General features: G+C 40.0%; 28 protein-coding genes and 1 tRNA gene. 5 read left to right on the top strand and 24 right to left on the bottom strand.

Features of this window, described 5'->3' with window-relative positions:
• Positions 1–15: 15 nt before the first annotated feature.
• The 4 genes from E4N65_RS00810 (at position 16) to E4N65_RS00795 (ending at position 5,423) form a co-directional block, all read left to right on the top strand.
• Positions 16–531, top strand: coding sequence for an HdeD family acid-resistance protein (locus E4N65_RS00810; RefSeq protein ID WP_044014100.1), 516 nt, complete (start codon positions 16–18; stop codon positions 529–531).
• A 214-nt stretch (positions 532–745) separates the two neighbouring features.
• A complete protein-coding gene (locus tag E4N65_RS00805) occupies positions 746–1,807 on the top strand; it encodes an extracellular solute-binding protein (protein ID WP_253673576.1) in 1,062 nt (353 codons plus the stop codon).
• Positions 1,808–1,872: 65 nt separating this feature from the next.
• A complete protein-coding gene (clpB, locus tag E4N65_RS00800) occupies positions 1,873–4,449 on the top strand; it encodes an ATP-dependent chaperone ClpB (RefSeq protein WP_253673575.1) in 2,577 nt (858 codons plus the stop codon).
• Between the two features lie 17 nt (positions 4,450–4,466).
• On the top strand, positions 4,467–5,423 hold the full coding sequence (locus E4N65_RS00795; protein WP_253673574.1) for a TatD family hydrolase: 957 nt from the start codon (positions 4,467–4,469) through the stop codon (positions 5,421–5,423).
• An 18-nt stretch (positions 5,424–5,441) separates the two neighbouring features.
• Here the strand turns inward: E4N65_RS00795 and E4N65_RS00790 are convergent.
• From E4N65_RS00790 to E4N65_RS00775, 4 genes are all read right to left on the bottom strand, one after another.
• Positions 5,442–5,513, bottom strand: a tRNA-Cys gene (locus tag E4N65_RS00790).
• A gap of 302 nt (positions 5,514–5,815) precedes the next feature.
• A complete protein-coding gene (locus E4N65_RS00785; protein WP_253673573.1) occupies positions 5,816–6,556 on the bottom strand; it encodes an RluA family pseudouridine synthase in 741 nt (246 codons plus the stop codon).
• A complete protein-coding gene (locus E4N65_RS00780) occupies positions 6,556–7,449 on the bottom strand; it encodes a hypothetical protein (protein WP_253673571.1) in 894 nt (297 codons plus the stop codon). The genes E4N65_RS00785 and E4N65_RS00780 overlap by 1 nt, the downstream gene beginning before the upstream one ends.
• An 82-nt stretch (positions 7,450–7,531) precedes the next feature.
• The gene (locus E4N65_RS00775; protein ID WP_253673569.1) at positions 7,532–7,942 is read right to left on the bottom strand and encodes an EamA family transporter; all 411 of its coding nucleotides are present in this window, start codon (positions 7,940–7,942) and stop codon (positions 7,532–7,534) included.
• Positions 7,943–8,134: 192 nt separating this feature from the next.
• Between E4N65_RS00775 and E4N65_RS00770 the strand changes: the two genes are divergently transcribed.
• A complete protein-coding gene (locus E4N65_RS00770) occupies positions 8,135–8,782 on the top strand; it encodes a peroxiredoxin (protein ID WP_253673567.1) in 648 nt (215 codons plus the stop codon).
• Positions 8,783–8,954: 172 nt separating this feature from the next.
• On the opposite strand, the gene E4N65_RS00765 is transcribed toward E4N65_RS00770, so the two are convergent.
• The 20 genes from E4N65_RS00765 to E4N65_RS00670 form a co-directional block, all read right to left on the bottom strand.
• On the bottom strand, positions 8,955–10,118 hold the full coding sequence (locus E4N65_RS00765; protein ID WP_253673566.1) for a M20 family metallopeptidase: 1,164 nt from the start codon (positions 10,116–10,118) through the stop codon (positions 8,955–8,957).
• Between the two features lie 88 nt (positions 10,119–10,206).
• Complete coding sequence (locus E4N65_RS00760; RefSeq protein ID WP_253673565.1) at positions 10,207–10,626, bottom strand: hypothetical protein; 420 nt, start codon at positions 10,624–10,626, stop codon at positions 10,207–10,209.
• A 109-nt stretch (positions 10,627–10,735) separates the two neighbouring features.
• Positions 10,736–11,032, bottom strand: a complete 297-nt coding sequence (locus E4N65_RS00755; protein WP_044014121.1) for a HigA family addiction module antitoxin — start codon at positions 11,030–11,032, stop codon at positions 10,736–10,738.
• 9 nt (positions 11,033–11,041) lie between these two features.
• Positions 11,042–11,323, bottom strand: coding sequence for a type II toxin-antitoxin system RelE/ParE family toxin (locus E4N65_RS00750; RefSeq protein WP_253673564.1), 282 nt, complete (start codon positions 11,321–11,323; stop codon positions 11,042–11,044).
• A gap of 154 nt (positions 11,324–11,477) precedes the next feature.
• The gene (locus E4N65_RS00745; RefSeq protein ID WP_253673563.1) at positions 11,478–11,984 is read right to left on the bottom strand and encodes a hypothetical protein; all 507 of its coding nucleotides are present in this window, start codon (positions 11,982–11,984) and stop codon (positions 11,478–11,480) included.
• Between the two features lie 3 nt (positions 11,985–11,987).
• On the bottom strand, positions 11,988–12,344 hold the full coding sequence (locus tag E4N65_RS00740) for a hypothetical protein (RefSeq protein ID WP_253673562.1): 357 nt from the start codon (positions 12,342–12,344) through the stop codon (positions 11,988–11,990).
• 50 nt (positions 12,345–12,394) lie between these two features.
• Positions 12,395–13,126 carry a TraX family protein gene (locus E4N65_RS00735; protein ID WP_253673560.1) on the bottom strand — a complete coding sequence of 244 codons (732 nt, stop codon included), beginning with the start codon at positions 13,124–13,126 and terminating at the stop codon, positions 12,395–12,397.
• A gap of 78 nt (positions 13,127–13,204) precedes the next feature.
• Positions 13,205–13,906: an LURP-one-related/scramblase family protein gene (locus E4N65_RS00730; RefSeq protein ID WP_253673558.1), complete on the bottom strand. Its 702-nt coding sequence runs from the start codon at positions 13,904–13,906 to the stop codon at positions 13,205–13,207.
• Positions 13,907–14,222: 316 nt separating this feature from the next.
• The gene (locus tag E4N65_RS00725) at positions 14,223–14,723 is read right to left on the bottom strand and encodes a hypothetical protein (RefSeq protein WP_253673556.1); all 501 of its coding nucleotides are present in this window, start codon (positions 14,721–14,723) and stop codon (positions 14,223–14,225) included.
• A 154-nt stretch (positions 14,724–14,877) separates the two neighbouring features.
• A complete protein-coding gene (locus tag E4N65_RS00720; RefSeq protein WP_253673555.1) occupies positions 14,878–15,336 on the bottom strand; it encodes a hypothetical protein in 459 nt (152 codons plus the stop codon).
• A gap of 172 nt (positions 15,337–15,508) precedes the next feature.
• Positions 15,509–15,652, bottom strand: a complete 144-nt coding sequence (locus E4N65_RS00715) for a hypothetical protein (protein WP_253673553.1) — start codon at positions 15,650–15,652, stop codon at positions 15,509–15,511.
• A gap of 239 nt (positions 15,653–15,891) precedes the next feature.
• Positions 15,892–16,203, bottom strand: coding sequence for a hypothetical protein (locus E4N65_RS00710; RefSeq protein ID WP_253673551.1), 312 nt, complete (start codon positions 16,201–16,203; stop codon positions 15,892–15,894).
• A gap of 128 nt (positions 16,204–16,331) precedes the next feature.
• Positions 16,332–16,991, bottom strand: a complete 660-nt coding sequence (locus E4N65_RS00705) for a hypothetical protein (protein ID WP_253673549.1) — start codon at positions 16,989–16,991, stop codon at positions 16,332–16,334.
• On the bottom strand, positions 16,981–17,337 hold the full coding sequence (locus tag E4N65_RS00700) for a HepT-like ribonuclease domain-containing protein (protein ID WP_253673547.1): 357 nt from the start codon (positions 17,335–17,337) through the stop codon (positions 16,981–16,983). Before E4N65_RS00700 ends, E4N65_RS00705 begins: the two co-directional genes overlap by 11 nt.
• A complete protein-coding gene (locus E4N65_RS00695) occupies positions 17,321–17,629 on the bottom strand; it encodes a nucleotidyltransferase family protein (RefSeq protein ID WP_010697523.1) in 309 nt (102 codons plus the stop codon). Before E4N65_RS00695 ends, E4N65_RS00700 begins: the two co-directional genes overlap by 17 nt.
• A 144-nt stretch (positions 17,630–17,773) precedes the next feature.
• Positions 17,774–18,070 carry a Txe/YoeB family addiction module toxin gene (locus tag E4N65_RS00690; protein WP_253673545.1) on the bottom strand — a complete coding sequence of 99 codons (297 nt, stop codon included), beginning with the start codon at positions 18,068–18,070 and terminating at the stop codon, positions 17,774–17,776.
• On the bottom strand, positions 18,071–18,322 hold the full coding sequence (locus tag E4N65_RS00685; RefSeq protein WP_253673543.1) for a type II toxin-antitoxin system Phd/YefM family antitoxin: 252 nt from the start codon (positions 18,320–18,322) through the stop codon (positions 18,071–18,073).
• 262 nt (positions 18,323–18,584) lie between these two features.
• The gene (locus E4N65_RS00680; RefSeq protein ID WP_253673542.1) at positions 18,585–18,776 is read right to left on the bottom strand and encodes a hypothetical protein; all 192 of its coding nucleotides are present in this window, start codon (positions 18,774–18,776) and stop codon (positions 18,585–18,587) included.
• A gap of 180 nt (positions 18,777–18,956) precedes the next feature.
• Positions 18,957–19,274, bottom strand: coding sequence for a TfoX/Sxy family protein (locus tag E4N65_RS00675; protein ID WP_253673541.1), 318 nt, complete (start codon positions 19,272–19,274; stop codon positions 18,957–18,959).
• 42 nt (positions 19,275–19,316) lie between these two features.
• Positions 19,317–19,700, bottom strand: a complete 384-nt coding sequence (locus E4N65_RS00670) for a VOC family protein (protein WP_253673540.1) — start codon at positions 19,698–19,700, stop codon at positions 19,317–19,319.
• Positions 19,701–19,754 lie beyond the last annotated feature (54 nt).

Below are 19,754 nucleotides of genomic sequence, written 5' to 3'. Positions count from 1 at the left end.
CTTAAAGGAGGAGATATGAGAAAAGAGTTCCGCATTACGGCGTTGGTAGTAGGTATCCTTTCTATTATTGCAGGTATCTATATGTTCATCAACCCGATTACCAGCTTGGCATCGCTTTCGTTTTTTTTCGCAGCGGTTATGTTTATAAACGGTGTGTATGAAATTATCCATTATTTTGCAGACAGAGAAGACCATATCTTAATTGTCTTGCTGAACGGTATTCTCACTATCCTGCTTTCAATTCTCGTACTGACCAGCCCTCTGTTTACAGCCGCAACGATTATCCCGTACCTCTTTGCCTGTTGGATATTGTTCAGCGGTATTACGCGGTTTATTATCAGTTTTAAAATCCGCTATATAACCAGAAGAGGCGGTTTTTATTTGATGCTAGTCGGCATACTGGGTATCATCTGTGGAATTGTTATGCTGATGCATCCGCTCTTTACGAGTCTATTCGTCGCATACATGATCGGCTTTGACTTTATCTATCACGGTATTATCAGCATCGTTTTATTCTTTAGAGGACGATAACCGGTTGGAGAAGATTCATCAACTGATGCACGGCTCTGTGCATTAGTTGATGAGAGGTGATAAAAGGCTGTAAGCAGTTCTGCGGTATACAGATAGTCAAGCAGTTGTTTCTTAGTAAACGCTGAACTCTCCCGCTGGAAGTTTGATTCCGGCTTGTCATCTATGGGTTATTTCTTGTATATTCCCTATATACAATATCATTGTGAGGTAGGCTATGGATCATCGTTTTAAAAGGGTACGTTCTATTTTTTTATGCATCGTAGTAACACTCTCTTTTCTTATTGTTTTTACCGCTTGCCGCGATGAACGAGACGCAGTTCTCTATCTGTATAATTGGACATACTACACACCCGATTCCGTTATCCAAGCTTTTGAAAAAAAATACAATGTCAAAGTTGTCTATGATGATTTTGCATCCAATGAAGATATGTTCGCTAAGCTTATGGCCGGTTCAAAAGGCTACGACCTTGTTATCCCATCGGCGGATTATGTTTCAATCATGATAAAACTGAACATGCTTGAGCCTATCGATATTTCAAAAATCCCGAACATCCGCTATTTACGCCCGGAAGTACTCCATCGAATCGAGTATGACCCAAAAATGGAATTCTCTGTACCGTATTACATGGGTGCAGCAGGTATTGCGGTAAACACCAAAGAAGTGCCCAATTATGAACGCGGTTGGAATATCTTTGAACGGGCAGATTTAAAAAACAGAATGACGATGATGGATGATATGAGGGAAGTGCTCGGCGCTGCATTAGGTTCTTTGGGTTATGAGCCGAACAGCACCAATCCTGATGAGCTGGAACAAGCATATCGTCTAATCCAAAACAATTGGAAACCGAATCTCATAAAGTTTGATGCGGACGGCTTTGCAAAATCTTTTGCGTCAGGGGATTTTTTAGCGGTGCAAGGATATGCGGAGGCAATTTTTGCAGAGTTGCAGGAAGATCAAACGCAGTATGTTGACTTCTTTATTCCGCAAGGCGTTCATTCAGGCTTGTATATCGACAGCTTCTGTATTCCCAAAGGAGCCCCTCATCCGGAACTTGCACATGCCTTTATCAACTTTGTGCTTGAACCTACCGTTTATGCCGAGTTCTTAGATACATTCGGCTTTCCGGCTTCCATCCATACGGAGGCAAGGTACTACCAAAAGAAACGACCTCACTACGCACTTGATGATCTCAACGACTGCATTCTCAAACAGGACCTCGGTGTAAACTTAGAGCTGTATAACAGCTATTGGCAGCGGATCCGTTTTACGCCATAGGATAAGTCGCCGTTCTCTAAAAAAATTTTATTGCCGTTTTTCCATTTTGTGCGTAGATTCATTGTATGAATATAGACAAATACACAGTGAAAGCACGTGAGGCTTTGCAGGACGCTGCCTCGCTTGCCGAACAAGACAATCACAGTCAGATTGAGCCGGTTCATCTCTTATATAAACTCTTAGATCAAGAAGAGGGGATTGTACCGCCGCTCATTGAGAAGATCGGTGCATCAACTGATCAGATTCTTGATGCACTCGATACTATTTTGGATAAAAAACCGCGGGTAACCGGAGACTCTGCACAGGTATATATGTCGCCGGTTTTAACAAAGCTCTGCGCTCAGGCGGAAAAGATCGCCGCTTCGCTCAAGGATGAGTATGTTTCCACGGAGCACATTCTGCTTGCGCTTACCAAAAGCGATGACGAGGTTGGTGAACTGCTCCGCTCGCACGGTATTACCTACGATGCGGCGTTGAGAGCCTTAAAAGATGTGCGGGGAAATCAGCGGGTTACCAGCGAAGACCCCGAAGCGACGTTCAACAGCCTCGAAAAATACTGCCGCGATTTAACCGAACTTGCCCGGGAAGAAAAAATCGATCCTGTTATCGGACGCGATGAAGAAATCCGGCGGGTGATGCAGGTACTGTCGCGCCGCACTAAAAACAACCCCGTATTGATCGGTGAGCCGGGTGTCGGTAAAACCGCTATTGTCGAAGGGCTTGCCCGCCGGATTGTGTCCGGGGACGTGCCGGACAGCCTTCGCGGGAAAAAGCTCTTGTCGCTTGACCTCGGCGCCTTGGTTGCCGGCGCTAAATTCCGCGGCGAATTTGAGGAGCGCCTCAAGGCGGTTATCTCCGAGGTGCAAAAAGCCGAGGGCAGTATCATCCTCTTTATCGATGAGCTGCATACCCTTGTCGGTGCCGGTGCGAGCGAAGGGGCGATGGACGCTTCCAACTTGCTAAAACCTGCATTGGCGCGCGGTGAGCTGCGGGCGATTGGTGCTACCACCTTGGATGAGTACCGCAAGTATATCGAAAAGGACAGCGCCCTTGAGCGCCGCTTCCAGCAGGTATACTGCCCCGAACCGAATGTAGAGGACACGATTGCCATTCTGCGCGGCTTGCAGGAAAAATACGAGGTACACCACGGTGTGCGCATTAAGGATGAGGCGCTCATCGCAGCGGCGGTACTTTCCAACCGCTATATCACCAACCGCTTTTTGCCTGATAAGGCAATCGACCTGGTGGACGAGGCAGCCAGTAGGCTCAAAATGGAGATTGAAAGCCAGCCGGTTGAGCTTGATCAGGTGGAGCGCAAAATTCTCCAGATGAACATTGAGAAGGTGTCTCTTTCAAAAGAAACGGACGCCGCTTCAAAAGAGCGGTTGGAAAAGCTGGAGCAGGAACTGTCCGACTTAACCGAAAAGCGGAATGTGATGCAGGCTCAGTGGCAAAACGAAAAGACCCGCATCAACGAGTCGCGGAAATATAAGGAAGAGCTTGAGCAGCTGCGCCGCGAAGAAACGCAGTTTACACGTGACGGCAATTTGAATAAGGCTGCCGAGCTAAAATACGGACGCATACCGGAGCTGGAAAAAAAGATTGCCGCCGTTACTGCGGAGCTTGCAAAAAAAGCAGGCAGCAGCGGACAGCTTCTCCGCGAAGAGGTGTCCGAAGAGGATATCGCGAAAATTGTTTCGATGTGGACGGGTATTCCTGTTGCAAAGATGCTGGCGAGCGAACAGCAAAAGTACCTCGATCTGGAAGCAGTATTGCAGAAACGGGTTGTCGGACAAGATCAGGCAGTACAGGCGGTTGCCGATGCCATCAGACGGAATCGGGCGGGACTTTCCGACCCCAACCGCCCGCTCGGCAGCTTCCTCTGTATCGGACCTACCGGTGTGGGTAAAACCGAACTGGCGCGCACCCTTGCAGACTTCCTCTTTAACGATGACCGGGCGCTTACCCGTATCGACATGAGCGAATACATGGAAAAGCATTCGGTGAGCCGCTTAATCGGAGCGCCGCCCGGCTACGTGGGCTATGACGAAGGCGGACAGCTGACCGAAGCAGTGCGCCGCCGTCCGTACAGCGTGGTACTCTTTGACGAAATCGAAAAAGCGCATCCCGATGTGTTCAATGTATTCTTGCAGATACTGGATGACGGACGGCTGACGGACGGACAAGGCAGGGTAATCGACTTCCGCAACACGATTATCATTATGACAAGCAACCTCGGTTCGGAGCTGATTCTATCGGCGGACACCCCGGAAGAAATGACCGCGCAGATTAAAGACCTGCTCAAACAGCATTTCCGCCCTGAGTTTTTGAACCGCATAGATGAGCTTTTAACCTTTAGACGGCTCGGCAAAGAGCATATCCGCAAGATTGTCGATATTCAGCTGCAGGCTGTTTCCGCACGGCTTGAAGCACGCCGCCTGCATTTGATTGTAACGGATGCTGCAAAGGACTTCCTTGCGGATATCGGTTACGATCCCTTGTACGGTGCGCGTCCCTTAAAGCGGGCTATTCAAACCGAACTTGAAAACAAGCTGGCAAAAGAGCTGCTTTCGGGTGCCTTCGTCGGCAAAACCGACATTACGGTGGATGCCGGAAAGGGCGGCTTGACGTTTAAAGCGTAAATAGTCTCAATGTATGTATGTATATTGATGCCCACCTCCATCCCGCAGACTATTGTGATACGTGCGCCTCTGTAGGCGGTGCCGGAAATGTAGACGAACCGTTTGCGTATCCGGCATCGCTTTGCTGTTCGGCGCATGACCATACCGAATATGAACGGTACCGTCGCCTCTTTGAACGCAATGTATGCGGCGATGCCAATTCTCCTACTACAGAAATCGTCCTACACCAAAGCGTATCTCATTTACCGCTATCTGAGAAACAGCACATACTTTTTTCCTTCGGCATCCATCCCCAAAATCCCGTAACCGATGAAGCGGAGTTTTTATACCGCCTTTTGGAAACACGGCAAATCCACGCAATTGGAGAATGCGGATTCGATCTTTTTAATGATGAGTATAAACAACTCTTGCCGATGCAGCAAACAGTATGGGATATGCAGTTACGGTGGGCGCAGGAGTTTCAGTTGCCGGTGGTGATTCATTGCCGGAAAGCGCTGCCGCTCATCTTTGATTCTGTACCGCGACTAAAAAAACTACCGGCGGTTATCTTTCACGGCTGGGGTGGCAGTCCGCAAGAGGCAACGTCATTTCTCAAAAAAGGTGTCAACGCCTATTTTTCGCTCGGTAAGGCAGTACTCCGCGGGCAGAAATCCGTATGCGCAATGGCTGCCTCGTTCGATAGTACCCGTCTCTTAACGGAAACCGATGCCCCGTATATGAGGCTCAAGGCGGAACCCTACTCCCATCCCCGCGATATTATCGCAGTTACGGCGCAATGTGCAAACCTGCGGTACAACAGAACCGATTCGGTAAAACAAACCGGCTCCGATGCGGTAAAACGGGCATGCGTTATCAAACAATATGAATCGTCCACGGCGGCACTTGAAGAAATCAGCATCGATGAAGCTGCAATAAAAGAATTCACCGATATGATTGTACGGAATTTTAATTGTGCATTTGGATTATCGGATTGAACAAATAGAGGGGAAAAAAGGCGCCGATCAGAATCGAACTGATGAATGAAGGTTTTGCAGACCTCTCCCTTACCACTTGGGCACGGCGCCGATAATGGAGCTACTATATCAGAAACCGATATCTTATGCAAGAGGTTCGTCAGGGCAAATGCATCAGTCGGTATTTAAATAACCCCGCAGAAAAAATAAGGTTGTTCAACCAGAGTTGAACCACTTCGCAGTTCAAATGGTTTCACAACTTCATTTTTTCTGCGATTTTTTATCTTCTCTGCCTGATGCGTTTGCTCTGTTGTCGAAAAAATGTGCGAAATTTTATTCAAAATTTCGTACAAAGGGAATACTCCTGTTTGAAATAGTATCGATGCGATTACACTGATAACTGTAACACTCTCCTATAACTTTTGAAGCTGATGCACCGTACTCTTAAAATCCTTCGCGTATTCAGCAGTAAAGGAGAAAGGCTCGCTTGTCCGCGGATGCCTTCCTTCAAGCTGATAGGCATGAAGCGCAAGCCGCCGGATAAGTGGCTGTTCCGTATACACATCACCACGCCACCGTTGTTTGAGTTCGGAAAGGAGTACCGGCTTACCGCTGCCGTACAGTGAATCACAGACAATCGGGTAACCGGCGGCTGCAAGGTGCGCCCTAATCTGATGCGTCCTACCGGTAACGGGACGCGCCTCAAGTAGGGAGAATTGACGGAATGTTTCCAGCACCGTAAAATGCGTTATCGCTTCCTTGCCGCGCCGTTTATCTACAACGGTACGGTGCAGCGCATCTCCGTCGGCGCGCAGCGGCAGGTCAACGGTAAATTGTTCTTCCGATACCCGCCCGTGAATCAGCAGTCGGTATGTTTTCTTTATCTCCCTCTCTTGAAATGCGGTATTCAACGCACGGTGCGCTTCCGCATTGAGGGCATAGAGCAAGATGCCGGAAGTGTCTTTATCAATCCGGTGTACGGCATAGAGTTTTTGACACAACGGCGCAATCTGCGGCAGCTCTTTTTGAATGAGCAAGTCGAGCCGCGGAGCTTCAATATCCCAACGGTCGGCAGCGACTAAAAGACCGGCGGCTTTATTCACCGCAATCATATCCTCATCGGCATAAATCAGCGTAAAGGGCGTTTTTTTCATCAAGCATTCCTCAATTTTAAAAATCGGATTAATTCTGCGTAGCTTTCACAATCGGGTAAAATGGAAGGTGTGCCATATTCGGGAGAGATTAATACGTGAGCATCAAGCGCCTGCAAAAAGAACGCAGGGTATTCGGCTTCGGGAATATGAGGGAAGAGGTACCAACCTTTTTGTGTCCACACGCCGGGAATGAGGCGTTCCGCTTCGGCTTTCCGGTTTAGAGCCGCCTGACGTTTCTTTACTATTGTATGGCTCACTCTTGCGCTACGTCCTGCCGCTCCTGAGCGTTGTCCGTCTTCGATTTTAATTTCTTTGGGTTGAAGTTCTTCCATCTTACGCTTTAAATCGAAAAAAGCTCGCGCAAGGCTGTACGCAAGCGGCGGGAACAGCACATCGGAAGGCGGCAAGCGTTCTTCAAACCGGCTGCCGGCAGCGATAATGCCGCACGGTACCGGATAGGCGGGCGTTACCAGCATGATGCCATCGGCTATCGGCTCTTGAGAATCGGAAGCGGGATCAAGGTCTAAAAACGGCCGCCATACCGGCAGCGACTGTACCGTACCGTTTTGATCGGCTTGCATCACAGAACCGGCTATCCGCTCCGCCTTATCCTGCGTTTCATACCAGCGGATAACGGGATAATCCGGCAGCAGGACGTCCAACGCACGCCGTAGTTGAACACCAGCCTTGGTCGGCAAAAAGCCGGTGAGCCCCTTATCCAAAAATTGCTTACAAACCAGATTTGCCTGTCCCGTTCTTCGGCCTAAAATAGCCCTTCCGCCGTCAAGCCACAGGTCAAGCAGCCGGACATTCTTTTCCGTGTATAAATAGTAACCGCGGGCGCGCCGAACATTTCCGTACCGCTTGCGGATTTCAGTATAGATATCGATCATTAGAAAGCTATCATCGCATAACGGCAAAAAAACTACAAGAGAATAAGTCAATCGAACAAAATTTTATGCAAAAGATAGATACTTATAAAAACAGCAGAGTACCTGCGGTGATGAGTACGCTGCCGAGGGCTGTTTTTATCGTCAGTTTTTCATGCAGAATAAGGCACGACAAAATCAACGTAAGCACAACGCTCAGCTTATCGATCGGAGCAACGCGCGACACTTCACCGATCTGTATCGCCTTAAAATAGCACAGCCATGACGCACCCGTTGCAAGCCCTGAAAGAATAAGGAACACCCAATTAACAGACGTTAAATCCTTTATGCCTTTGATATTCCCGTTTGCAAAAATAATACCCCACGCCAGCGCGAGCACGACAACGGTTCTTATTGCCGTCGCGAGCGTTGAGTCGATGTTCTTCATACCATATTTTGCAAAAATCGACGTAAAAGCGGCAAACACCGCGGAAAGAAATGCCAATAATTTCCACATAGGTTCAGTATATACTGAAATACATTCAATAACATAGGATAATATAGAAAAAAGCAGCGGTAGTGCGGAAATCCATTTACAAAAAGGAAGTACAAGAGATCCGGCGGAAACAAAAAGATATGAAGTGCTTGCCTTTTTTTAAAAACTATGATATATTAAGAATCATTACTAAGATTTAAGGAGATACTACTTATGGACGAAAGAATTAACATGCCGCTTTTAGGCGATGCATTTCCCACTTTACAAGTACAAACTACACAAGGACCGATGACATTACCGGCAGATCTGAAAGGCTCGTGGTTTATCGTATTCAGCCATCCTGCCGATTTTACCCCTGTCTGCACAACCGAGTTTGTCGGTTTTCAGGAGTTAGTACCCGAATTTGATAAGCTCGGCGTAAAATTGGTCGGTCTTTCCGTTGATCAGGTATTCAGCCATATTAAATGGATTGAATGGATGAAAGATAAGCTCAATGTGCAGATTACCTTCCCTGTTATTGCTGCAAACGATTCCATCGCAAATGCGCTTGGTCTGCTGCATCCCGGTAAAGGAACCAACACGGTTCGTGCCGTATTCATCGTTGATCCCGAAGGAAAACTTCGATTGGTACTGTATTATCCGCAGGAAATCGGCAGAAACATGAAAGAAATCCTGCGCGCGGTAAAGGCTTTGCAGATTTCCGACAAAGAAAATGTCGCGCTGCCTGCCAACTGGCCCGAAAACGGCTTAATCAAAGATCACGCAATTGTGCCGCCTGCTTCTAACGTAAAAGATGCCGAAAAGCGGCTCAAGGAATACGAAGGTTTTGACTGGTGGTTCTGCCACAAAGCGTTAAAGTAGTTGATACTGTAAAACAACGAATCACGCACAGTTGCCCGTAACGGATAACCGTACAGCGCTAAAAACATTGAACGAGCCCTCTAAAAACTCAAGTTTTTAGAGGGTTTTTAATTGCCATTCAACCACTGCCCCTATTCCCGCAGGCACGAAAACACAGATGTGCCGTATATTTTTAAAAAGTAAGCATCATTGACAGATACAGCCGTGCTGCCTGATAAAGTTGAGAAAGTTTAATATGTTCGTTTTCGCGGTGGACAACGGCAAGATCGCCCGGGCCGATGATAACGGGAGCAAGCCCCTGCTTTACCAATACGCTGCCGTCGGTAGAGCCTGCAAAGATATCCGGAATATACGGAAGACCGACGGATTTCAGCGCCGTTTTACACCGCTGCACCAATGGATCGTTTTCCGCTGTAGTCCACGAAGGCCGCTTATCGACAACGGTATACGACACCTGGGCAGTAGGAACTTCTTGGTGCAATCCTGCAATCAATTCATCCAGCTGCGCCCATACTGCATCGATGGGATGCCCGACGGCAAGCCGCGCATCTACGGTAAAAACACAAGTGTCGGGAACTACCTGCGGTTCCACGCCTGCCTGTATTGCCAGCGTCCGCCAAAAAGACTCCCCGCTCTCCGCCGAAGAATAGCCCGTTAACTCCGTATGCTTAATCTTTTCTATTAAATTAATAGCCGTGTAAATCGCATTATCGCCTGCGCCGGCCTGTGAACCGTGAGCGGTTTTGCCCCGTACACAAACATCAGCCCATGTTCTACCTTTCCCTTTTATACAGAGCTTTAAATCGGTCGGTTCGCACACTACCAGCGAACGGGCTCCGTCAAACAACGGAGAGTATAAAAGCTTCTTTGAGCCTTTCATGTAGTTTTCTTCGTCGATTGTCGCGGCAAAGATGATATCTGTCGGCGGAATGATGCCATGCCGCTGTAAAACAGCCATTGCATAGAGCGCAGCCGTCAGTCCGCTTTTCATATCGCTGCTGCCGCGGCCGTACAAAACACCATCCCGTATTTCAGCACCGAATGGGTCAAAATTCCATCGTCTTCGCTCTTCGTCGGAAACCGGTACGACGTCCATGTGTCCGGTAAAGATGATGCTGTTTTCACGGACTTCCCCACGTACCCGAGCGACAATATCACAGCGGTTTCCTTCAACCGGAATCCGCTCATATTCAATCTTATTCGCTTGTAAAAAATCTTCCATATATTGCACCATCGGCGCTTCGTTCCCCGGCGGATTGATGCTGGGAATTTTTACAGCGCCTGCAAAAAATGTGCAAAGTTCATCATCATCGATATAATCAAAATAGTTTTGCATTGGTACTATCCTTTATCCTTTAAAAACCACTAAGTTTTTAGAGACCTTAAATGTGATTACAGTAAGCTTGACTTGCTGAAGAAATATTCTATTTTGCTTCAATTTTAAATACCTCGATATTTGGAAAATCTTTTACATCATAATACGGTGCTTCATTTTCCCATAATTGATGAAATCTTAATATAATATGATCGTTAAAATCACAGTCCAAATAGACATAGAAATTTTTATTTGGAAAACTTGTTTTTAAATTTTCAATGAGATTTTTTGTAATTAATTTTGCAGAAGTTATGGCTGTATGTTGAACACGTTTCCTAACTTTACCGCAAATATGAATATGATTTTCATATGCCTCTAATTGTGTCTTATCAGATACTTTATCTAATGAATTTATCGTTGAATCTTGAGTTTTTAAAAATATATATTCATTATTTTCAGAATCTATTGCTTTATAAAATTTCGGGAAGAGAATATCTTGTAATTCGATAATAACCTTAAAACCATTCATATCTTTTCATAAAACCTCGCATCTTAGTGTAGTGTCGCCATAACATTGTTTTAAAGCGCAACCAGTTTGTCTGTATTGTCGGCTTTGAAAATAATGTTATGGCATATTATTATGCATAAACGTAGGCTTTGATTTCTTCTAATTGTGGAGCAAGCTCTAACTTTGCATTTCTTATATCAATATCATCCTGCAAAGCCATAAAATAACCATCTGAAACTCCAAAGAATTTTGCAAGTCGTAAAGATGTATCTACAGTAATTCTTCTGCGATTATGAAGAATATCTTGAATGCGAGATGTAGGAACCTTAATTTCCTGTGCTACTTTATATGCGGAGAGTCCAAGAGGAATCAAGAATTCTTCATTTAAGATTTCACCCATTGTCGGTGTTTCGATATACTCTGCCATAGTTTTCTCCTAGTGGTACTCCACAATTTCTACATTATAAAAGTGTCCATCTTTTTCTGTAAAACAGACACGCCACTGATCATTTATACGGATAGAGTACTGTCCTTTTCTGTCTCCTACAAGTTGTTCAAGGTGATTATTTGGAGGAACCCGCAAATCTTCAAGACACTTTGCATTATCTATCAACATAAGCTTACGCAAAGCAACTTTCTGAATTGTATTCGGAAGCCGTCTTGAAAACTCCTGTTTATAAACATGCTCTGTTTCTTTATCCGCAAAAGTCTTTATCATAAGTATATTATACACACAGAACGTGTATATGTCAAACAGGCTTTTTTAAGTGGCGTAAAGCCGCGTTTTACTGCTACTTTGCTTAGCCCTAAAGTTCAATTTCATTTTAGGAAGCAAGCTTGAGTTGCTTTCTAAAACATTCTCTCTTATTACCTTAATATTTTATTAAAGAATTGGAAATTTCTATTTTTTTTCCATTTAGTTTTCCAAATATAGAATTTACATATTTGTAATCAAAGAAATCTGAATGTATTTTTATTTTTTCTTTTCCATGATGGTTTGATATTTTCCATATACGAACAGGACGACATCCCCATTTAGGATAACAACTTCCCATTTTTATTTTTGTATCTGTTGTTATTTCAATTTTTGAATGAAAGAAGAAATAATTCTGATATTCAACAATATTTCCAAATATTACTATTTTTTTTCCTAAAGGTAAAAAGAAAAGAGACAGGCCTAAAATAAAAAGCAACAAAAGAAAAAACGTCCCAATGATTAAATATGGCCAGTCAGGTAAAAACATCATTTCTTTTAATACTGCAGTAATTTTTATGATGGGATAAAAAAATCCACTAAGAAAAAATAAACCTAAACAAATAGAACCAATACAAACAAAACTTTTCAATTTTGGATAAATAATGACTTTTGTAATTCTCATTTATTACACCTGTATAGTTGTAACAATAATACATAGAAAAATTGCAATTACATATAAGATGTTTTTATATCTATTTATACGGATATATTCACCGTATTCAAAATACTCTTTTTTGCTGGTTTTCTCGTATTGCAAATTTAGTCTTTCTAGAGCCGCACCAAGCGAATAAGACCTTCGTAAGCCGTATTCTTCGCCATAAAATTCTTTATACCCAATAAAGGCCGTAGTTTCTGTATCGCCTTCCAAACGACAAAAATCAATGAAAGCTTTATATTGATTATTCCATGCAACCAAACTCCGAATAAGTATAACAAAAAAGTATACTGCACATAATCCACTAAAAATTTTCAATACAATCATTTTTCTCCCAACGACGAAAGCCGCGTACACCGCTACCTTGTTCCTTTATTCTAACTTCCAATCATAACTCCAACATTCCCATTTACAATTATCCTGATGATTCCACAGACAACAAGATGAATCGGATAATAAAAATAAAAGAAATATTTCATTCTTTTGAAAGCACCTCTTTGTTCGTTATAATTTTTGAGTAAAGGAATTGTTAATACCACGCCCATTTGAATGATTCCGTATATTGGATTGATAAAAACTGCATAAACTATTGCATAAACTGCAATCCACAAAAGCATCATAAGCATTTGTTTTTTGAAATCATCACGATTCGATCCAAAATACAAAATCACTAGAAAAGCAGGACTGGACCAGTCTGACGGAAATGCCAATGCAGCAAGTATAAAAATCAATACAGTTTTCTGCCACTGCTTTAACTTTTCAGAATCAGAAATTGATAAGCCTAGAACTCCGAGAAACAATGGCCATATTATGCTTGTTTGATTGAAGCAGCTTGTTTTAAAAGGTATGAATGGAATTCCAAATGCAAAATTATATGCAAAATGTCCTATTACAGAAAAGATAAAAAGCCTTAAAAGATATTTTTTTAGATTATGTGCATAATGATATCCTTCTGCCGCCATATACCAGAAAATTGGAGCAGCAAGTCTCCCGAGCATATGAAGTAAAATTATCCACCAGTCTGTTTGATAGTTCGGATAAAGTACCCACAATACATGATCTAATGTCATGGAAAGCACAGCGATTATTTTTAATTTATTACCTGTCAATTTTTTTCCTTTTTTTTCAAAGCTACGCTTCTATTATTATAATCGTAAAGACACATACTACCACTACCGTGCTTCGCCCTAAAGTTCACATTTTATTTCAATTTCGATAACGGTTTTGAATTCCTCTTCTTGTCTTCCTTCTATGTTTAGATTACCCTCAATATAAAATTTATATTTCCGCTTTCCTATTTTTTTAACTTCAGTGATGTGTATCCAAGCAGCATAAATCCGTTTATCTGCTAATTCTTTTATACAATCAATTGTTTTTATTTCAGTTCCATCAGAATAATGGTAAAATACAATCTTTTTCATCATAGAGTCTGGATCAATTAAAATATTCCCTTCGACATCTTCAAATGGATAGTATGAGTTTACTACTCTGACGATGGAAAGATCTTCGTAGCTTCTGTATTCAAATCTTATTCCTCCTCCAGAAGTACCCCAAACTTTAATCAAGTAATTCTTTGTCCATTTTACATCATCACATGCCCATCCAGGCTCACACTCAGCTATTATTTTCTTTGTTTCCAGATTATATAATGTCATAAGGAAGGCTTTAGTCTTATCAGGTCTATGATAAACAAGCATTTTTTTATTGTCAGGAGAAATGTAGAAATCTTGAATTAGTTCCCAGTTCTTAAAATGTGTAATCTGATTATTGTTTTCGTCATATATTTGCTTATCATATGGTTTTCCATCGATTCTAAATTTTATTTCTTGCGCAAAAACCGAAAAAGATATGACAATCAATGTTGAAAATACCAAAAATACTTTTTTCATTTTCTTCCTAAAAAGCAACCCAACGGACAGTCCATCTAACTACCGCCTAACCTGCATTGCCGCAAAGGTAATGATAGGTTGAAGCGGGTGTTATGTGTCAAATCAATTATAATTATAGTCATAATATAATTCAACAATATTCATTAAATTCTCTATCCTTTTTTGATAAATCCATTTACTTATATTCCGGCTTGCTTCTACGCCAAACTGATTTTTAACAAATTCAATCATGCTATTTTTGTAAGACTGCCACAAAAATTCTGTTTTTTTAATATCTGCTAAAGTAATTGTAAACTTCGGACATTCAATTTGACTATCACCCTATATCTTCATCGTTATAAAACAAATCATATTTTTTACAGAATTTCTTTGAATCTAATGCCGGAAGTTCTGCGCATTTAGCAAGAAAATCAAGTGTATCAATAGCATGCTTATTGTTTTCCAAGCCTGTTTTTTTTAAATATTTTTTATAAACGTTTAACGCTTCTTTGGGGTTAGCTCTTCTAAAAGTTTCTGCACGGTAAACAGTTCTATCAAGGAAATAGTCCATTGCTTTCTCGTGTCCATTAACAGCTGCATTCCGTAAATATTTATAGGAAGCTTCCGGAGTATTTATATAGCGGTAAAATAATTCAAAGTCAGCATTAAAATTCCCCTTTTTTGAAAGTATCAAAAACATTTGCAGAGCCTGCTCTTCATTGCCGGACTCGTATACGTCAATGGCCTTTTCAACAGTTATTTGATTTTGCTGTACTGATTGTGAATAGCATGATGCTGCAATTATAACTAAAAATATTATAAAAACTTTCCTTTCCATTTTTTATTCCAAGCGCCCCAGAGGGCGTCAACCTAACATTCGCTTAACCTGCATTTGCGGCTTGACCGCAAAATCCGTTTTGAAGTTTTGTTATGTGATGTTTAAAAATGGACATACCGTTTTCGTCAAATAATATAGATCAATGGAATATACATTACAGCAAATCCTCATATCTCATATGTCCGCCATAAGGATTTTCGTAAACAATTTTACTAATACAATCGCTCTTATCAAAAATAAAGAACATATCTATTCCATTATCGTGATAGTCACCAGAACAGCGGTAACGTCCGTCAGAATTAACGTAAAGGTCATTCCCTAAAATTTTAAAAAGAGCTTCTTTCTTCATTCCGACTTTTATACCATATAGAAGTTCAAAGTACCTTGTATCAATCTCAAATTCTCTGTGATTAAAATATATCTGACCATTATACTTTTCGTATTCTGTTATTATAGAATCAAATCTTTTTATAAGCATATTGATTCTTGCATACTCCAAAGTATACGAATAACTATCTGTCCGTTTGATTGTTATTTCTTTTCTATTACCAAACTCTTTCTGATACACGCATTTAAAACTATCATCTGACTGGTTATATGAGAATAATGTCATATACACTTCTCCGTCTAACGGATGCTGGTATTTTACTTTAAAATCTAATTCTGTAATCCAATATGCATTTATCCAAACATTTTCATTTTCTGAAATACATGCCCAATAATCTAAAATACCATCAACAGATTTACCGGATCCTGAATATGAGTAAATGTTTATAATTGAATTTTTATCTTTTTTTTCCCACTATTTCAGCATCAAGACCGGGATATCTTCTTAATCGTACTCCATTATCAATTACCAATCCTTGTCTACTTTGGGCAAATCCGCTGAAACTCAAACTCAAAAACAAAAAAAGGATAGCTTTTTTCATTTTTTACCCCTCATTTATTTTCTGCGCCCCAGTGCGGGCGTCCACCTAACATTGTTTTAAACTGCAAACGGGCACAGTCCCGTTTGTCGGCTTTGAAGTGCATGTTATGTGATTATTCTACAATTTTTCTACGGTTATTTGCTGTATAAACTGTTTTTGCCGTTCCATTTAGCAAAAATTACAAGACCATTTCACAAATTATTCTGAAAATCCCAATTCCATACAATCACATAAAATAATTAGGAACAACCTGCTAACAGCGATATCAGCGGAGCCCCCAGAAGGATTCCTAAAATATTGAACACTTTTTTCTCGTTCCTTTTGATATTTCCAATCAAGCCAATAATACTGAATACTAAACCGGTCAGAATGACTTCGCACGCAAGTATAAGAAATGTCAATGCCGTACCTCCAAAGGAACCGCTGAGAACAGTTTGTAAAGAAATATTAGAAGGATCTGGATTTCCAACCAGCTTGCTTCCAACGGTACTGATAATTGCACCATTAATAAGTAGAATGTCACCTACTAAAGTTAAAATAAAACCTTTCATAAAAATCTCCATTTTTTGAAAACTTGTTTGGGATTTTACTTATCAACGATAAGCGCCCAGTGGGCATCCGTCTAACACCCGCTTCAACCTGACATTGCCTCAAAGGCAATGTCAGGTTGAAGCGGGTGTTAGATGTTTTCATCTATTTTATTGGCTTTTAAAACTGCATGTATCATATCATCATTTTTATACTGCTCGCCTAATTCTTTTATATTCTCAATAAATTTTTTACTATCTTCAATATATTCATAAAAAGAATACACCTCAATATTTCCTTTTGCATAACAATAAAATATTTCATTATATTTTTTACACAATTTGAAAAATAACTTATAGTTTTTTGTTTTAATTAAATAATATAATAAATGCATTACAGGATGTATAATAGTATCCATTACCATATACCGCCATAATTCAAATGAAAAACCTATTGGCAAATCTTTTCTTTGTAAATCCGCTTCTGTATACAACAGCACAATATTTTTATATTCATTCAGTTCAAAGATTAGTTTCTTCTGTAATTCTATAATATGCCTATTCTTATTTTTTATATAATTTTGTTTATTGAATATATCGATATTACTTATTTCTTGAAAATCTTGGTTATGTACAATAGCGTTTAGTTTATTTTTTGAAAACATAATCCATTCAAAAAGATGCGCAATGACATCTTTATAATTCCAATCATTGTAATTACTGACAAGTCGTTCACTTTTGTAACTACTTATAAAATCAACAATATCTATTTCTATTTTATTGATTTCTGTTATTATTTCTTTAATTGTCATTTTTCTTTTTTTCTGTATCCATGATTTTTATCAGCTGGTTCTTAAATTGAGGAATAATATTTTTTGCAACATCCCACACAATTTCATAATCAACGGAAAAATAACCATGAATGAGTTTATCTCTCATACCGGCAATATTTCTCCATGGAACTTCTTTATATTTAATGATTATATCATTTGAAATGTTTTTGACGGCTTCTCCAATAATTTCAATACTCCGTGCAAATGCCCGTTGCGTTTTTTCATCTTTTAGAAACGCCTCTTTTGTCATAGTACCTGTTTCAGATTCCAAAAAAATGATTTCATCAAAAATATGATTATACAAATCTTCATTGGATCGATACATATTCAACCTCATTGAGTATTCTCTGACCAATATACGGACTTAAACTTTCTATAGTTAATAAATCTATTTTTGTATTCAAATTATCTTCCAAGTAATAAACTAAATTTATAAAGTTATTATAGTTTTTTTTATTAGCATGAAATTCTACTAATATATCAATATCGCTATTTTTATTTTGTTGATTATGTATATAAGAACCAAAAAGACCTATTTTTTTTACGCCATAGGACTGGAGAATGTTTTTATTATATTCTAAGAAATTAAAAATTTCTTTTTTTTCTTTAGGTTTCATAGCTCTATTATACTTTTTTTTAATATTAAATCTAGCTTTATACCTAAAAATTCAGCTCGTGCAGTAGCACGAGTCCACCTAACATTGTTTTAAACCGCAAACGGGCTCGGTCCCGTTTGTCGGCTTTGAAAACGGTGTTATGTGTTATTTCAAATTATCATAGTGTGACCACATTCTAATAATTTTTACTGTGCCCTCATATTCAATAGTATCTTCTACCATTTTTCCAACATAAACTTGATAGACAAATCTATGCTGAATATTTAATCTTCTGGAAAAAAGACCTGACAGATTTCCTACTAAAGCTTCATATGGTGGTGGATTTTGAAAAGGATATTTTCTAACAATTTCTATCAGTTCTTTGGCCTTACTATCCAGTTTTGCTGATTTCAAATTCTGTATATCCTTTATAGCTTGTTTTTCATATACAATTTTATACATTTACCACTCTACATCTTTTTCTGAAATACATTCGCTTAATGGAGTTTCAATTCCACTTTTAAGAGAATCATACATTCCTGGAATCGAGTTTAAATATAAAGTCTCCTGAATCGCATTCCAATCATCTTCGCCAATTAATACAGCATTTTTTCCTTTACTATTTGTAAGAGTAATTGGTTCTGAATTGGAATTTACATTTGCAATAAGCTGAAAAAGCTTTGCCCTTGCTTGAGTTACGTTCATCGCATGCATATAACACCTCTATCATTAGTATAATGTACACTATTACGTACGTCAACATGTTTTTTATCTATTCTTTAATGTTAAAAACCGAAGTTTCATCAAAATTCAAAGGAATATATCTTTGATGAAATATAATTTCCACTATCATCGAATTTAATTGATAAATAGGTAAAAGGCATTCCAAGGGTAAAAATAGATCCTTGCTTTAAGAAATATGAAAATTCATTATCTTTAGTGTATTCCATTTCAACGGCTGCAGTTCCAAGTAATTCTAAAACTTTTCCTTATTTAGCCTTTTCTTTTCTAATATTTGAATTAAATCATCAGACATTTCAAATCTATGACTTACTTTATCCCATTTATTTTTATCAAATTTAGTTTTTTTATTTGATATATAAAAGATGCACAATAAGGCAATAAAAAATACAATTACTGATAAAACAATTTTATTCTTTTTTTCCATAATTCAATAGATAATCAAACGCCGCCACTGGCGTTGTACACATAACTGCCGCTTAACCTGCATTGCCGTGCCCGTATAGGGCTTGGCGTGGAAATTGCATAAAAGAAGCGGAGTCGCTTTAGCGGCGCAGCGTCATAAGCAATTTCCATGACAAAGGCAATGTCAGCGTTGAAGCGGGTGTTAGGACTTTTTTCTCTTTTGTTCCGGCAGTTCCTCATACATACCCAAAATCAAATCCCGAAGAAATTCACGGTTATCTATCGCATCAACTAAAATCATTTCTTTTGTACCGGCATACGGCACTTCATATGATGCATCAGGTATTTTTTCCATTACTGATTTTGTAGGCTTTACGAGAAAACGATCATCATATATCCCGCCGATGATTTTATCTTTATAATAAATTATATACTCTCCCATCATCTGTCGAAACCTTATATCTTCCAAATCAGAAAGCTGGTCAAGTACAAAATCTAAGTAATCTTTAGTAGACGCCATTACTTATTATTCTCCTTTTTGAGGTATAAAGCAACTTGCTATTTATATATTTTTCATTTCTGTAAGATTTCCTTCGGGGTCGGCAATGTAGCAAGTTCGCTGTCCCCAAGGCTCTGTTGTAGGCGGCATTACAGATTCTCCACCCTTTGCGACTATTTCATTATATGCTTTATCCACTGCCGCAAAATTTTCTACACCTAAGGCAATTTCAAAATGCCCATTTATCTTTTCTGCATAATTGAATTTTGTAGAAGTCATCTTTTCAAAATCTGAGCGTCTGTAAAATAAAAACAGAGTGCCGTCCTTTTCAAGAAATACATTCGATGCATCTTCTGCCTCTTTGATTTCAAATCCCAATATATCCCTGTAAAAACGCACCATTGTCGGCATATCTTTTACAAAAACACCAAATCCATCTAATTTCATAGATTTCCTCCAAAACATCGCACGCCAGCGGCGTGTCGTCCTAACTAACGCTTA

The sequence above is a fragment of the Treponema sp. OMZ 855 genome (genome assembly GCF_024181145.1).
Classification (GTDB): domain Bacteria; phylum Spirochaetota; class Spirochaetia; order Treponematales; family Treponemataceae; genus Treponema.
The sequence above is the reverse complement of the archived record's forward strand: the minus strand, read 5'-3'. Positions and strand labels throughout refer to the sequence as shown.